Source organism: Paenibacillus sp. LC231, assembly GCF_001860525.1.
Lineage (GTDB): Bacteria > Bacillota > Bacilli > Paenibacillales > Paenibacillaceae > Paenibacillus_AQ.
In genome coordinates, this window is sequence record NZ_JFOM01000053.1 from 212,243 (window position 1) to 224,491 (window position 12,249).

Consider the following 12,249-nt stretch of genomic DNA (forward strand, 5'->3'; position numbering starts at 1 on the left):
GCAGCACACATCCTAAACCAAAGCGAGGATTACACATGAACATGAGCTTAGAGGATTTTAAGACTGAATGGTTAAAAGAGGCGCATATCACCGAACAAGTCATGAACGCTTTAACCGACGAATCGCTCAAAACCGCTATGACGGAGCACCATCGCACGCTTGGACAGCTGGCCTGGCATTTGGTGATGTCGATTCAGTACATGACCATGCTCGGTTTGCAGTTTGAGGGCCCGTCCCGCGAGCAGGAAATCCCCCATTCGGCCGCCAAGATTCAGGACAGCTACCGCCGGATCCGGCATGCCTTTCTGGATTCGGTGCAGTCGCAGTGGAGCGAGGAGGAACTTCGCGCTACCCGCGAATTCGACGGAGAGCCTTGGACAAATGCGGCATTCCTGCATTTTACCCTGGTTCATCAAGCGCATCACCGCGGACAGATGACGGTGCTGATGAGACAAGCCGGGCTGCGGATTCCCGAGCTCTACGGTCCGACCTACGATTCCTGGATCGACAAGGGCATGGACCCGCTCGTGTAGAAAAGATACAATCTACTTAAAAGTAAACATTTCGAGATCATCCCATCTGGAAGGAGCGCATCTAGATGTCCAAAGCGGATAATATGCTGTCGATCCTGTGGATGCTCCGCTCGGGCAAGAAGATGACCGCGCAGCAAATCGCCGATGAGCTGGAAATCCATGTCCGAACGGTGTACCGCTGCATCGATTCGTTATGCGCCAGCGGCGCGCCCATCATTGCCGATTCCGGGCCGAACGGCGGCTTTCGGATCCTCGGGCAGTTTGCGGAATCCCCGCTGATGTTTGACGCCGAAGAGCAGAAGGCATTAGTGCACGCTTCGATCTTCGCCAAAGAAACCGGCTATCCGTATACGGACGCGCTGGAGCGGGCAATCGGCAAGCTGAAGCTTTATACAAATGAGGAGCAGCTTCATCAGATCGAACGGCACAGCAGCGGCATCTCGGTTCTGCAGCCTCCTGTCCATACCGGGCTTCAGCCGTTGCTGCAGACGCTGGAGAATGCCGCAGCGCAAGGACAAACCTTGAAGATGTCGTATTCGAAGGGCAGGGAAGGCGAGAGCGTTGCCCGAAACTTCGACCCCTACGGCATCATCCATTGGAAGGGTCAATGGTATGCTGCCGGCTTCTGCCATCTGCGCCAAGAGATTCGCAATTTTCGCGTGGATCGGATCATCGGGCTGGAGCTGACAGAACATGTATTTGAACGGCCCGCTGACTTTTCGGCCAAGGATGTACTGCTTGGCAGTCTTCTGCCCGATTCAGGCAGCCATGAACCGCTGATCCATGTCGTCATCCAAGGCCATGAGCATGTTCTGAATGAATTAAGCCAGCATTGGTTATTTGGACATACTCTTGTGAAGCGCCGTGATGGAGAAGCTCATTTCCAGCTGGATACATCTTCGCTGATGTCCTATGTTCCCTATTTTCTTCTCCCTTACGGCAAGGCTTTAACCATTCTGGAGCCCGCTTCTCTCGTGCTGAAACTGTCAGAGATCACGACAAGCATGGCGCTCCATTACGAACGCATGTTAAGCGACATGACCAAAAAGGAAGGGTGAACCCGATGGAGAAGTTTGCGATGTACGGAAAACTGATTGCCCATCCCGGCAAACGGGATGAACTTGCGGAGATCCTGCTCGAAGCAGCAGCGATGCTTAGCGATAACGAAGACTGTGAACTCTATATCGTCAACGTTTCGGACAGCGATCCGAATGCCGTATGGGTCACGGAATTGTGGAGCAGCCAAGACGCACATGCCGCTTCGTTGCAGGGAGCCGATACGTCCGAGCTGCTGCAGCGCGGGCGCCCGCTGATCGCCGGCGCAGAGCCGCTCAAGCTTAAGCCGCTTGGAGGAAAAGGTTTTTAGGCAAACCTGATCAGAAGAAAAGAGGCTATCCCCGAATCGATTTCAGGGACAGCCTCTTTTTTGCTATATATTGTTCCGATATTCCGAGGGGCTGTAACCAACCTCTTTACGAAACGTTTTCGAGAAATAGTTCGCTGATTCAAAGCCGGTGGCGTCCGCAATTTCTTTGATGCTTAGAGGGGTCGTTCTTAGCATGAGTTTGGCCTGCTCCATCCGCTTGAGGCTTAGATATTTCTGCGGCGTGATCCCAAAATGCCGTTTGAAGTACTTAATAAAATAATTCGGATGCAAATGCAGCGTCCCCGCCATCTGCTCCAGCGTAATCTCCTCATGCAGGTGATTCTTAATGTACTGCTGCACTTTGTGGAGCCTGCCCATATCTTCCATTTTGTCCGTATGAATCTGCGGCTGCTGGTGCTCGAACACGCGGGACAGGATGTCCAGCATCACCGACTTTTCCTTTAACCGCGCAGCTATGGTACCGGTACGGTGCGCTTCCACCAGCTGCTGGAATAATGACGGAATCTCCGCATTGCCCGATAAATCATAACAATATGGAACGTTCAACCAGGAAAACACGTCGGAATCGCCTACGGTCGCCGAGAAGTGCGACCAGTATTTAAGGTAGGGACGGCCGCTGATGACGGAGTAGGATTGCCTGATCCGTGCCGGCATCAGAACCAATTGACCCGGAACGGGATACAGCTCCTCATCGCCGATCTTCACCCATCCTTCCCCGTCCAGGATAAAATAGAGCTTGTTGTAAGACACGGTGTAGTCGAATTCCTTCCACTCCGGCCAACACTGCGTTCTTTCGGCCTCCCAGATCTGAACCTGCATGTTCAGGAGCATCTGCTGAATGGCTTCATGTTCATTACGTTCATTCTTCATCTTCGATTATCCTCTAAAGTTATTATAATACCCGTCAGAGTTAAGTAATTATCTATTCATACTAACACATTCTTGTTAAAATCAAACTCGACAATTCCAAGAATCGGAGGTTTGAATCCATGACAACGACTACCACTCCAACCAATCAAGTCATCCACGATCGAAACCAGCGCGTGCAATGGTTCCAGAACGACCGTTTCGGCATGTTCATCCACTGGGGGCTCTACTCCATTCCGGCCAGAGGCGAATGGCTCCGAAGCACGGAACAGATGAGCATCGAAGACTACCAGACCTATTTCGATGAATTTGATCCCGTTGACTATAATCCTCGGGAGTGGGCCAAAGCGGCCAAGAAAGCAGGCATGAAGTATGCGGTGCTGACGGCCAAGCACCATGACGGATTCTGTTTGTTCGACAGCAAGCTGACCGAATATAAATCAACGAATACCAAAGCCGGTCGGGACCTCGTCCAGGAGTTTCTGGAAGCTTTCCGTGAAGAAGGCCTTAAAGTTGGCCTCTACTTCTCACTGATTGACTGGTACCATGAGGACTATCCGGCCTATGGGGACCGCATTCACCCGATGCGGGCGAACGAAGCCTTCAAGCGCGATCCGAAAAACTTCGACCGATACCTGGATTACATGCATGGGCAGGTGCGGGAGCTGCTGACAGGCTACGGCAAACTCGATATCATGTGGTTTGACTTCTCTTATGATAACATGCGCGGCGAGGTGTGGCGCGCTACCGAGCTGATGAAGATGATCCGCGAACTCCAGCCGCATATTCTTATCGATAACCGGCTTGAAGGCAGCGGCGAGAGCGGGGGCAGCATCTACACTACCGATCCTTCCGTTTACAGCGGAGATTTCGCTTCGCCTGAACAGATCATTCCGCCGCACGGCGTCGTGGATCAGACTGGTGCCCCGATCCCATGGGAAGCCTGCATCACGCTGAATAACAACTGGGGCTATGCAGCCGCTGACCGCAATTACAAATCGGCAACCACGATCATCCGCAAGCTGGTGGAATGTGTCAGCAAGAACGGCAACATGCTGCTGAATGTCGGACCCGACGCGAGAGGCGTCATTCCTAAGGAGAGCCTCGACGTGCTGGAGGAAATCGGTGACTGGATGAGCAAGAACGGCGACAGTATCTATGGCTGCGCTGCCGCCGATTATCCGAAGCCGGATTGGGGGCGGTACACCCAAAAAGGCAATAAGCTGTATGCCCACGTCTTTGAGGAGTCCATCGGACCGATTAATCTCATCGGTATGGCCGACAAGGTAAAGAAGGCCCGTCTGCTCGCTGACGGATACGAATTGTTCCTCAGCCGCCCATGGAGCGCAGCGGAATTCACCGAGGACGCATTTGTGAATTTCGCGCGGCCTGAACACTTCACGTATCCGCTACCCGACAAACGCAATACCGTCATTGAACTGGAGCTTCATGACGAATCGGATCGTTCATAGCGCCAAGCTGGCCTATACCCTGGCTTACATTCTGAATAGAGCCTGACACGATGTTTTGTTACATCGCGCCAGGCTCTTTTTTTATACCCAGAAGCTCCCTCATCCCTGTAGCCTCACGCAGCGTCCAAACTTAAAAAAACATATTGCAAGATAACTGTTTATACAATATACTAATTATCAATTAAACTGTTTATTATATACACAATTAAATTCAAGGAGTTGAACCTAACATGAGTAACCATGCTGTTGAGATTCATCAATTGCGTAAAAGCTTTGGACATCAAACCGTCCTGGACGGGATCAACCTGAACGTGCAGGCAGGAAGCGTATTTGCCCTTCTCGGTCCCAACGGTGCCGGCAAAACAACCTTAATCAATATCCTATCGACCTTGGTGACACCCGATGCAGGCAGTGTGCGGATCAACGGATATGATCTCGGACAGGGCAAGCAGGATGTCCAGAAGTCCATCAGTCTGACCGGCCAGTTTGCTGCCGTCGACGAAGTATTGACTGCGGAAGAGAACCTGCGGATGATATGCAGGCTGTCGGGTTTATCCGCAGCGGAAGCACGCCTGCGAACCGCCGAACTGCTCGAACAATTCGATCTCGTTGCTGCTGCAGCCAAGCGCGTGAAGACATATTCGGGCGGAATGAAAAGACGGCTTGATCTTGCGATCAGCCTTACCGTGCCGCGTCCCGTTCTGTTTCTGGATGAACCGACCACGGGACTGGACACACGCAGCCGCCGTACCCTGTGGGATATCATCCTGCAATTGAAGAGTCAGGGCATCACCATACTGCTGACCACGCAGTATTTGGAAGAAGCCGATCAGCTTGCGGACCGGATTGCGGTCCTGGATAGCGGACGAATCGTTGCTGAAGGGAGCCCGGCTGAACTGAAGACCCGGGTCGGAGGTGAGATGCTGGAGCTCCGCAACGTACACGACGAGGTGATTCACAGGATTCCGACAAATGGCAGCATTAGGGATGTCGCGCAGACGCTTCAAGAATTCACTCGCCTGCTTCCGAGCGAGACGCGTGTAAGTCTTCACAGACCAAATATGGATGATGTATTCCTGTCGCTAACCGACAAGAAATTGGAGGAAATCGTATAATGAGAGAAACAGCTTCGAACTCAAAAACAACGACCTTAGCGGTCACCCAAACCGTCTTTATCGGTCGCAGCTTACGTCACAGCATCCGAAACGCGGAGGCAATGATTACGGCCATGATGCTGCCGATTATGTTGATGCTGCTGTTCACCTATGTGTTTGGCGGAGCACTCGATCCCAGCGGACAGTATGTTGACTACGTGGTGCCGGGAATTATACTGCTATGCGCCGGCTTCGGATCGTCCAGCACGGCCGTCGATGTCTCCCAGGATATGACCAATGGCATCATTGACCGCTTCCGCACCATGCCCATTCAAAGCATCAGTGTCATTACAGGACATGTGGTAGCCAGCCTTGCCCGAAACATGCTGGCGACATTCGTCGTTATCGCTGTGGCCCTGCTCGTCGGATTCAGGCCTTCGGCGGGACTTCTGGAGTGGATTCTTGCTATCGGATTGATCGCGCTCTTCATCTTTGCCTTCACTTGGCTCTATGCCGCCATCGGCCTCGTTGCAGGCAGCCCCGCAGCGGCCGGCAGCTATGGATTCGCCCTGCTCTTCCTCCCCTACCTCTCCAGTGCCTTCGTTCCTACAGAAACGATGCCGACATGGCTGCAAGGGGTCGCAAGCAACCAGCCGATTACGCCGGTCATCGAGTCCATTCGCGGGTTGCTGACGGGTGGGTCTATTCAGGATCACATCGGCTGGGCAATAGGATGGTGTCTGTTTATCCTTGTCGGCTCTATGGTATGGGGCATGTGGACCTTTAAGAGAAAAGCTGGACGACGTTAAATATGCTTAGCCGCGATAACCATTCAGGCATGCCAGAGATCACGCACCGCATACAGGGAGTAGTACACACGGTATAGTTTGCGTTTTTAAGAGCGACATAAGGAACTTCATCCCCTTCCAGCGGCTGTCATGTCCGTCCGGGAACGTTATTTACCAACCAGACCATGGCCCCCGCATCAGGCTTAATCAACCAGCAAAAAACCGGTCCTCATGCGAGGATCGGTTTTTTGACTCAGCTGCGGCACACTTATATTGCACGCTCTTACTGCGCTCTATTACTGCACTCTATTACTGCACTCTATTACTGCGCTTCTTACCGCACTTTCTTACTGTACTTTCTTAATGCATCTTTCTTAATGCACTTTCTTACTGTACTCTCTTACTGTACTCTCTTACTGTACTCTCTTACTCCGCACTCTTACAACCACGACCTGTAACTTTGACGAGTATCATGACTTGTCCGACTGTCCGGGCTGTGTCTTGGCCTGAAGATAATGAGCAATGCCGTCCAAAATGCGTTCTAACCCGAAATCAATGTCGTTGCCAATCGGATTCTCTTCCTGGTTCTCCTCCGTATAGACCCCCGACATCACAACCGGATGCAGGAATGGAAACCGATCCGGCGTTACAAGCTGTTTCAGCGCGGCCGTATAATCTTGTCCGCTAAATTGCTCCGGGGTGGATCCTGCCTGCACGGCACGGTCCAGATCCCGCTGCATCATGCCGCTTGATCTTGAATAATTGCTTAACAGGAGAATCAAAGACATCCGCTCATAATCATTTAATGGCATGTCCTTCATGAAACGCAGACCCCAGTCGATAAATCGAAGGTTATTCGGCGTAATGGGAATACCCATAATCGGAATGTCACCGTACCAAGGGTGGTCCCGAAATACCTGCATCGTCGATTTGACGTAGATTCGCATATTCTCGCGCCAATCTGCGAAATCTTCCGGTGGAATGGGGATATCGCATACGGCGTCCTGCATCAGAAGCAGCAGGTCGTCCTTGCTGGAAATATACCGGTACAGGGACATGGCAGTAAAACCCAAAGCGGATGCGATCCGATTCATGGAGACCGCCTGAAGCCCTTCCTTATCAGCGATGTCGATGGCCGTCTGCACAATCTGCGTCAGGCTCATCTCCCGTTTCGGTCCCCGCTTCGGCGGCTTTACCAACCCCCAGCTCAGAGCCGCCCCTCCGGGCAGCCTGGATCCAATATCCGGATCCATACTCTCATCTTTTGACATGATTTGTGTATCCTTTCTGCATTCTAGCTTCTGATGTTCATTGCTAATTGTTTATATTATAAACAGTATATCATATGCGTTCATTCTTATGTACAGAGTAGAATATGAGCTACTTGCGAGGATACCAAATTTGACCACCGTACACTCAATCATGTGACAAAATGTTGACCAGCTTCCCGAACGGATCGCGGACAAAAAAGCGTCTTACTCCCCAAGGCTCATCAACGGGGCCATATTCAATGGAAAAGCCAGCCCGCCTCATCTCCTCCAGCACGGCCTCTATCTCATCCACTTCGATCGACAGATCCGGGACGGGCGTGCCGCCGCCTCCCTCGGAAGCAAAGCTGATCTGTATGCTCATCCTCTCCTTCGAGCCATAAGTGGCAATCCAGCCATGATCCATTAACATATCCAGACCCAGCACATCTTGATAAAACGTCTTGGCTGCGGCGACATCCTCCGTATCGATATTCGCAACGATTCGTTTAACTCTCAACTTGTCCTCCTCCATTCATCATGCTAAAGATATCATTGCATCTCTGCTATACGCGCCCTCATGTAAAATACATAACTAAAGTATAACAAATCCTTCCAACAAAAAAAGCTGTTGAGGTTTACTCAACAGCTGATTCCTTAGCCATTTGATGCAGTGGTCTTCCCTCCACGCAGAAGCCCAAGGCCTGCGCTCAAACATAAACTTTTTCGATAATATGAACCAAGCGCTCCCAAAAAGGGTTGTTATCGTCATGGACGTATCCTTAAGTTAAGCGGAACTTGCGGTCGGCCTGATGATGATTTCATTCACATCGACTTCCGGCGGCTGCCCGATAGCATATAAAATCGCTTGCGCAATCGAAGTCGCCGGAATGGATATTCTTCGATATTCCTTCATGACCTGTCTGGCCGTATCATCGGAGATACTGTCGGCCAGCTCCGACTCCGTTACCCCCGGCGATATTTGCGTGACCCGTATACCGCTGCCAACCTCCTGGCGCAGGCCCTCCGAGATTGCCCGAACCGCATGCTTGGTGGCACAATAAACGGCTGCGGTTGGCGATACTTCGTATGCCCCGATGGAAGCTATATTGATAAATTGACCAAAGCCCTGCTTCTGCATCACCGTCAGCCCTGCCGCAATGCCATGGAGGACGCCGCGGATGTTCACATCGATCATCCGGTTCCATTCGTCCACCTTCAAGGCCTCCAAGGGCGACAGAGGCATAACCCCAGCATTGTTGAGCATGACATCCAACCGCCCGAATCGGCTCACCGCCAAGTCGATGAAAGATTTCATTTGATCGAGATGAGCCACATTCAGCGATTGGCAAACAGCTGAGCCGCCTTCCCGATTCAATGCGGAAGCAAGCTTCTCCAGCCTGTCCGTCCTTCTCGCCCCAAGAACCACATGGGCACCGTGATGAGCCAGCAGCCGGGCTGCCGCTTCACCGATCCCGCTGCTTGCGCCTGTAATGGCCACGACTTTTCCTTTAACGTTAGACATACAGCTCTCCTCCTGATACCTGTTCTGTACTTCTAAGCCAAACCATACTCTGCTATCTCGCACATTTAGTTTTCTCGAACCAATACCATCCCTGCATGATAGAGAACGCCGTCCCGAAAATCGCCGTCAGCCGTGAATCCGGTATCATCCACATATTCGATGTGATCGCCTTGAATGAAATAGCGGCCTTGATAAGCGCTTTTCCGCCGACCCCGTGCTTCATCATAACGACCGTTTGGCAGCAGTTCGTGGCGAATGTATCCGTCCTTGGTCACCCACATGCCTATATAGGGATGCTGAACCTCATTCGCTTTAAGAGCTGGATCCATTCCAATACCTCCTCATTACTCTTATCTGATCCTCTTGAGTTTCATGTATAACCGTCCTGCCTTCAACCATCGAGGATACTCTAATTATGCCTGCATGGAGTATTTATCCGGTAGCCGAATCCACCACGATTCTTGCCTATTCCTGCAAACCTTATTAAGATTAAATTAAATACCATCGGAGGAGGCTCGCCGAACCAAGATGTTAGATCATGGAGGAAGCAATCTGCAGAACGAACTTGCAGGTTACATCGAAAAATACACGGGTACGGACGGTACCCATACTACGCCTATACCCAATCTATCTTTAATACGGGCAACCGACGGGACGGAATTGATCCACACCATTCACGAGCCCGCACTGTGCATCGTAGCTCAAGGGAGAAAATTAATCATGCTGGCACAAGAAAGCTATTTTTATGACTCGTACAGTTATCTTGTCGTCTCGCTGCAATTGCCCATATCCGGCCAAGTGATTCAGGCATCACCGGAGCTGCCCTACCTGTGCCTTAGACTGGATTTGGATCGACATCTGATCTTCGACCTCATTCCATCCTGCCAAGAGACCCTTCCTAAGAAAACCGACTCCACAAAAGCCCTCTTTGTCAGCTCGATGAATCAGGCTCTCCTGGATGCCGTCGTCCGCCTCGTGCGCCTTCTGGATACGCCGGAGGATATTTCCGTCCTTGCTCCCCTGGTCACGAAGGAAATTGTTTATCGAATCCTTCAAGAGGAACAAGGCCAATCCCTGAAACAATTTGCCGTCAGCGGCAGTCATGCGCAGCGAATCGCGGCAGCTGCCCAGTTGATAGAGCGGGATTATAATCAGCCCCTTCACATCGCTGATCTGTCCGCTGCCGTCAATATGAGTCCTTCTTCGCTTCATCATCACTTTAAGGAAATCACCGCCATGAGCCCGCTGCAATATCAAAAACAAATCCGATTGCAAGAGGCGCGCCGACTTCTGCTCTTGGAAACATCCGAAGCTGCAGATGTAGGCTTTCAGGTCGGCTATGAAAGTCCCACTCAGTTCAACAGGGAATATGCCCGCATGTTCGGTTTGCCTCCGATCCGGGATATCAAGCGTCTGCGCGAGTCATTGGACCTCGGCCCTAGGCAGGTCCAGGCCTGATTGGAACAGACAGCTCACGGGAACGATTTCGCCAAACACAAAAAAACGGCATGGCTGCCGTTTTTCTATTTTGGGCATCCCATGCCCTGTATTCTGTTATTTTCCCTATCCCTTCGTTCCGCCCTGCAGCCCGAAACCCTTGGACATGAACTGCTGGGAGAGAATATACATGATGATTGCCGGAATGGCGTACAGCACCGAGAAGGCGGCCAGGCTGCCGTAATCGACCATGCCATACTGCCCGAAGAACTGATAGAGCTTCAAGGAAGCCGGGAACTTCTCCGGCGACTGCAGCAGGATATACGGAACGAAGAAATTGCCCCAGCTGCCCGAGAAGGTAAATATCGCGACCGTACAAATACCCGGAACCATCAGCGGCGCAACCACCTTGCGCATTCCTGTAAACACCGAAGCGCCATCCACCCAGGCGGCTTCCTCCAGATCGCTCGGCACGGAATCCATGAAGTTCTTCATCATCCATATCCCGTACGGCATGGACGACGCGACATAAAACAAGATGACGCCAAAAATATTGTCATACAGCTTGAGCCCCAGGAACAGCTGGTACACAGGCACCATTACAGCCGTAATCGGGAGCGATGTCATAAACAAAATGGTCAGCATAAAGGGCTTTTTATATTTCATCTGATACCGGGATAGCGGATAAGCTGCGAGCAGCGCCAGAAGAACAACCAATACGGCTTGGCCAAGCGACATCACCAGACCAATCAGATATGCACGCTGGTTCTCGCTGCTGGTCATCACCTCTACATAGTTTGCACCGGTAACCTTGCTAGGCATCTTGAGCGATTGCATCGCATTCGGATCGACGGAAGCCACGAGCACCCAGAGCAGCGGCAGCACAAAGCAAATACCGATCCCCGTTAGGATCGCGTACGGCAGAATTCGATAGATTAATTTACGTTGTTTGGCATTCATATGATCTCACCTCTGGTTACTCTTTCATCGACCTGATATACAGCAGGCTTAACACAATCCCGATCAGCAGCAGCAGCAGCGAAATGGCGGTTCCATAGCCTAATTGATAGTTCACAAATGCCTGATTGTACATGAAGATCGGCAGGGTCGTCGTCGAATTGCCCGGACCGCCCCCGGTCATCGCATAGATGAGTCCGAACACCCCAAGCGTCTGCAGCGTAACCAGCATCATGTTGGTTGTGATGGTGCTTTTAATGTAAGGGATAATGATGCGCGTGAAGATTTTCCACTTGGAGGCTCCATCCACCACCGCCGCTTCCTCTATTTCGTTAGGCACATCATCCAGCGCTGCTTGAAATACCAGCATCGAGAAGGCGGTGCCGTGCCAAATGTTCGCAAGAATGATGGTCAGCATCGGGACGGTAAACAGCCAGGTCACTTCTGAAAATCCAAAAAAAGTGATGATCGCATTCAGCGTGCCTTCATCGCCGAAGAAACTGTACAGGCAAAGAGCACATACAATCTCGGGCGTCACCCATCCTGCAAGCACAATCGTTCCAATCACTCGCCGAAACGTTTTGTTTCTCTGCTTCATCAGCAGCGCGATCAGAAATCCCAGCACCTGCTGCCCGATCACAGCCGAGCCGATGAGGAAAACCAGCGTGTTCCATATACTGATCCGAACCGTGGGGTCCTGGAACATCCGGGTATAGTTGTCAAGGCCGATAAACTTAAGCTCCCTCGCCGCTTCACCGGTTAACGCCAGGTTGGTGAAGGAATAGAAGAACGTTAACAAAATGGGATATATAAAAAACACGAGCATAATCGCGATTGAAGGAAGCAAAAAAAAGAGCCAGGTATACGTTTTTCTTCGTTTCGGGTAAACGTCTACGGACAGACTGCTCATGGTTCGTTCTCCTTTTCGTGCAGATGATCTGA

Annotated in this window: 14 protein-coding genes; 7 read left to right on the plus strand and 7 right to left on the minus strand. The window is 51.5% G+C overall.

All coding sequences use genetic code 11. From position 1 onward, the window contains the following. Positions 1-35 precede the first annotated feature (35 nt). The 3 genes from AK95_RS28235 (at position 36) to AK95_RS28245 (ending at position 1,899) form a co-directional block, all read left to right on the plus strand. Positions 36-533, plus strand: coding sequence for a DinB family protein (locus tag AK95_RS28235; RefSeq protein ID WP_071223235.1), 498 nt, complete (start codon positions 36-38; stop codon positions 531-533). 65 nt (positions 534-598) lie between these two features. Then, positions 599-1,591 carry a helix-turn-helix transcriptional regulator gene (locus AK95_RS28240; RefSeq protein WP_071223236.1) on the plus strand — a complete coding sequence of 331 codons (993 nt, stop codon included), beginning with the start codon at positions 599-601 and terminating at the stop codon, positions 1,589-1,591. Positions 1,592-1,596: 5 nt separating this feature from the next. Further along, positions 1,597-1,899 (plus strand): putative quinol monooxygenase, encoded by a 303-nt coding sequence (locus AK95_RS28245; protein WP_071223237.1) that lies wholly within the window; start codon positions 1,597-1,599, stop codon positions 1,897-1,899. A gap of 63 nt (positions 1,900-1,962) precedes the next feature. Here AK95_RS28245 and AK95_RS28250 read toward each other — a convergent pair whose 3' ends face one another. Further along, positions 1,963-2,790: an AraC family transcriptional regulator gene (locus tag AK95_RS28250; RefSeq protein ID WP_071223238.1), complete on the minus strand. Its 828-nt coding sequence runs from the start codon at positions 2,788-2,790 to the stop codon at positions 1,963-1,965. Positions 2,791-2,909: 119 nt separating this feature from the next. Between AK95_RS28250 and AK95_RS28255 the strand changes: the two genes are divergently transcribed. The 3 genes from AK95_RS28255 (at position 2,910) to AK95_RS28265 (ending at position 6,162) form a co-directional block, all read left to right on the plus strand. After that, on the plus strand, positions 2,910-4,259 hold the full coding sequence (locus AK95_RS28255) for an alpha-L-fucosidase (RefSeq protein WP_071223239.1): 1,350 nt from the start codon (positions 2,910-2,912) through the stop codon (positions 4,257-4,259). A gap of 230 nt (positions 4,260-4,489) precedes the next feature. Continuing rightward, positions 4,490-5,374: an ATP-binding cassette domain-containing protein gene (locus AK95_RS28260; protein WP_071223240.1), complete on the plus strand. Its 885-nt coding sequence runs from the start codon at positions 4,490-4,492 to the stop codon at positions 5,372-5,374. Then, entirely contained in the window at positions 5,374-6,162 is a 789-nt protein-coding gene (locus AK95_RS28265; protein ID WP_071223241.1) for an ABC transporter permease, read from the plus strand. Before AK95_RS28260 ends, AK95_RS28265 begins: the two co-directional genes overlap by 1 nt. A 449-nt stretch (positions 6,163-6,611) precedes the next feature. On the opposite strand, the gene AK95_RS28270 is transcribed toward AK95_RS28265, so the two are convergent. From AK95_RS28270 to AK95_RS28285, 4 genes are all read right to left on the minus strand, one after another. Further along, positions 6,612-7,412, minus strand: coding sequence for a TetR/AcrR family transcriptional regulator (locus AK95_RS28270; RefSeq protein WP_071223242.1), 801 nt, complete (start codon positions 7,410-7,412; stop codon positions 6,612-6,614). 145 nt (positions 7,413-7,557) lie between these two features. Then, entirely contained in the window at positions 7,558-7,908 is a 351-nt protein-coding gene (locus AK95_RS28275) for a VOC family protein (RefSeq protein WP_071223243.1), read from the minus strand. 267 nt (positions 7,909-8,175) lie between these two features. Further along, positions 8,176-8,913, minus strand: a complete 738-nt coding sequence (locus AK95_RS28280) for an SDR family oxidoreductase (protein ID WP_071223244.1) — start codon at positions 8,911-8,913, stop codon at positions 8,176-8,178. Positions 8,914-8,978: 65 nt separating this feature from the next. Beyond that, positions 8,979-9,242: an Atu4866 domain-containing protein gene (locus tag AK95_RS28285; protein WP_071223245.1), complete on the minus strand. Its 264-nt coding sequence runs from the start codon at positions 9,240-9,242 to the stop codon at positions 8,979-8,981. A 199-nt stretch (positions 9,243-9,441) separates the two neighbouring features. Between AK95_RS28285 and AK95_RS28290 the strand changes: the two genes are divergently transcribed. Further along, positions 9,442-10,371 carry an AraC family transcriptional regulator gene (locus AK95_RS28290; protein WP_071223246.1) on the plus strand — a complete coding sequence of 310 codons (930 nt, stop codon included), beginning with the start codon at positions 9,442-9,444 and terminating at the stop codon, positions 10,369-10,371. Positions 10,372-10,476: 105 nt separating this feature from the next. On the opposite strand, the gene AK95_RS28295 is transcribed toward AK95_RS28290, so the two are convergent. Then, a complete protein-coding gene (locus AK95_RS28295; RefSeq protein ID WP_071223247.1) occupies positions 10,477-11,310 on the minus strand; it encodes a carbohydrate ABC transporter permease in 834 nt (277 codons plus the stop codon). Between the two features lie 16 nt (positions 11,311-11,326). Then, positions 11,327-12,217 carry a carbohydrate ABC transporter permease gene (locus AK95_RS28300; protein WP_009591023.1) on the minus strand — a complete coding sequence of 297 codons (891 nt, stop codon included), beginning with the start codon at positions 12,215-12,217 and terminating at the stop codon, positions 11,327-11,329. Between the last annotated feature and the right edge of the window lie 32 nt (positions 12,218-12,249).

What these genes read in the sequence shown, in the direction of transcription:
- AK95_RS28240 (WP_071223236.1), top strand. Translation starts at nt 599, where the DNA reads ATGTCCAAAGCGGATAATATGCTGTCGATCCTGTGGATGCTCCGCTCG.
- AK95_RS28280 (WP_071223244.1), bottom strand. Translation starts at nt 8,913, where the DNA reads ATGTCTAACGTTAAAGGAAAAGTCGTGGCCATTACAGGCGCAAGCAGC.
- AK95_RS28260 (WP_071223240.1), top strand. Translation starts at nt 4,490, where the DNA reads ATGAGTAACCATGCTGTTGAGATTCATCAATTGCGTAAAAGCTTTGGA.
- AK95_RS28295 (WP_071223247.1), bottom strand. Translation starts at nt 11,310, where the DNA reads ATGAATGCCAAACAACGTAAATTAATCTATCGAATTCTGCCGTACGCG.
- AK95_RS28300 (WP_009591023.1), bottom strand. Translation starts at nt 12,217, where the DNA reads ATGAGCAGTCTGTCCGTAGACGTTTACCCGAAACGAAGAAAAACGTAT.
- AK95_RS28255 (WP_071223239.1), top strand. Translation starts at nt 2,910, where the DNA reads ATGACAACGACTACCACTCCAACCAATCAAGTCATCCACGATCGAAAC.
- AK95_RS28270 (WP_071223242.1), bottom strand. Translation starts at nt 7,412, where the DNA reads ATGTCAAAAGATGAGAGTATGGATCCGGATATTGGATCCAGGCTGCCC.
- AK95_RS28235 (WP_071223235.1), top strand. Translation starts at nt 36, where the DNA reads ATGAACATGAGCTTAGAGGATTTTAAGACTGAATGGTTAAAAGAGGCG.
- AK95_RS28285 (WP_071223245.1), bottom strand. Translation starts at nt 9,242, where the DNA reads ATGGATCCAGCTCTTAAAGCGAATGAGGTTCAGCATCCCTATATAGGC.
- AK95_RS28290 (WP_071223246.1), top strand. Translation starts at nt 9,442, where the DNA reads ATGTTAGATCATGGAGGAAGCAATCTGCAGAACGAACTTGCAGGTTAC.
- AK95_RS28245 (WP_071223237.1), top strand. Translation starts at nt 1,597, where the DNA reads ATGGAGAAGTTTGCGATGTACGGAAAACTGATTGCCCATCCCGGCAAA.
- AK95_RS28250 (WP_071223238.1), bottom strand. Translation starts at nt 2,790, where the DNA reads ATGAAGAATGAACGTAATGAACATGAAGCCATTCAGCAGATGCTCCTG.
- AK95_RS28265 (WP_071223241.1), top strand. Translation starts at nt 5,374, where the DNA reads ATGAGAGAAACAGCTTCGAACTCAAAAACAACGACCTTAGCGGTCACC.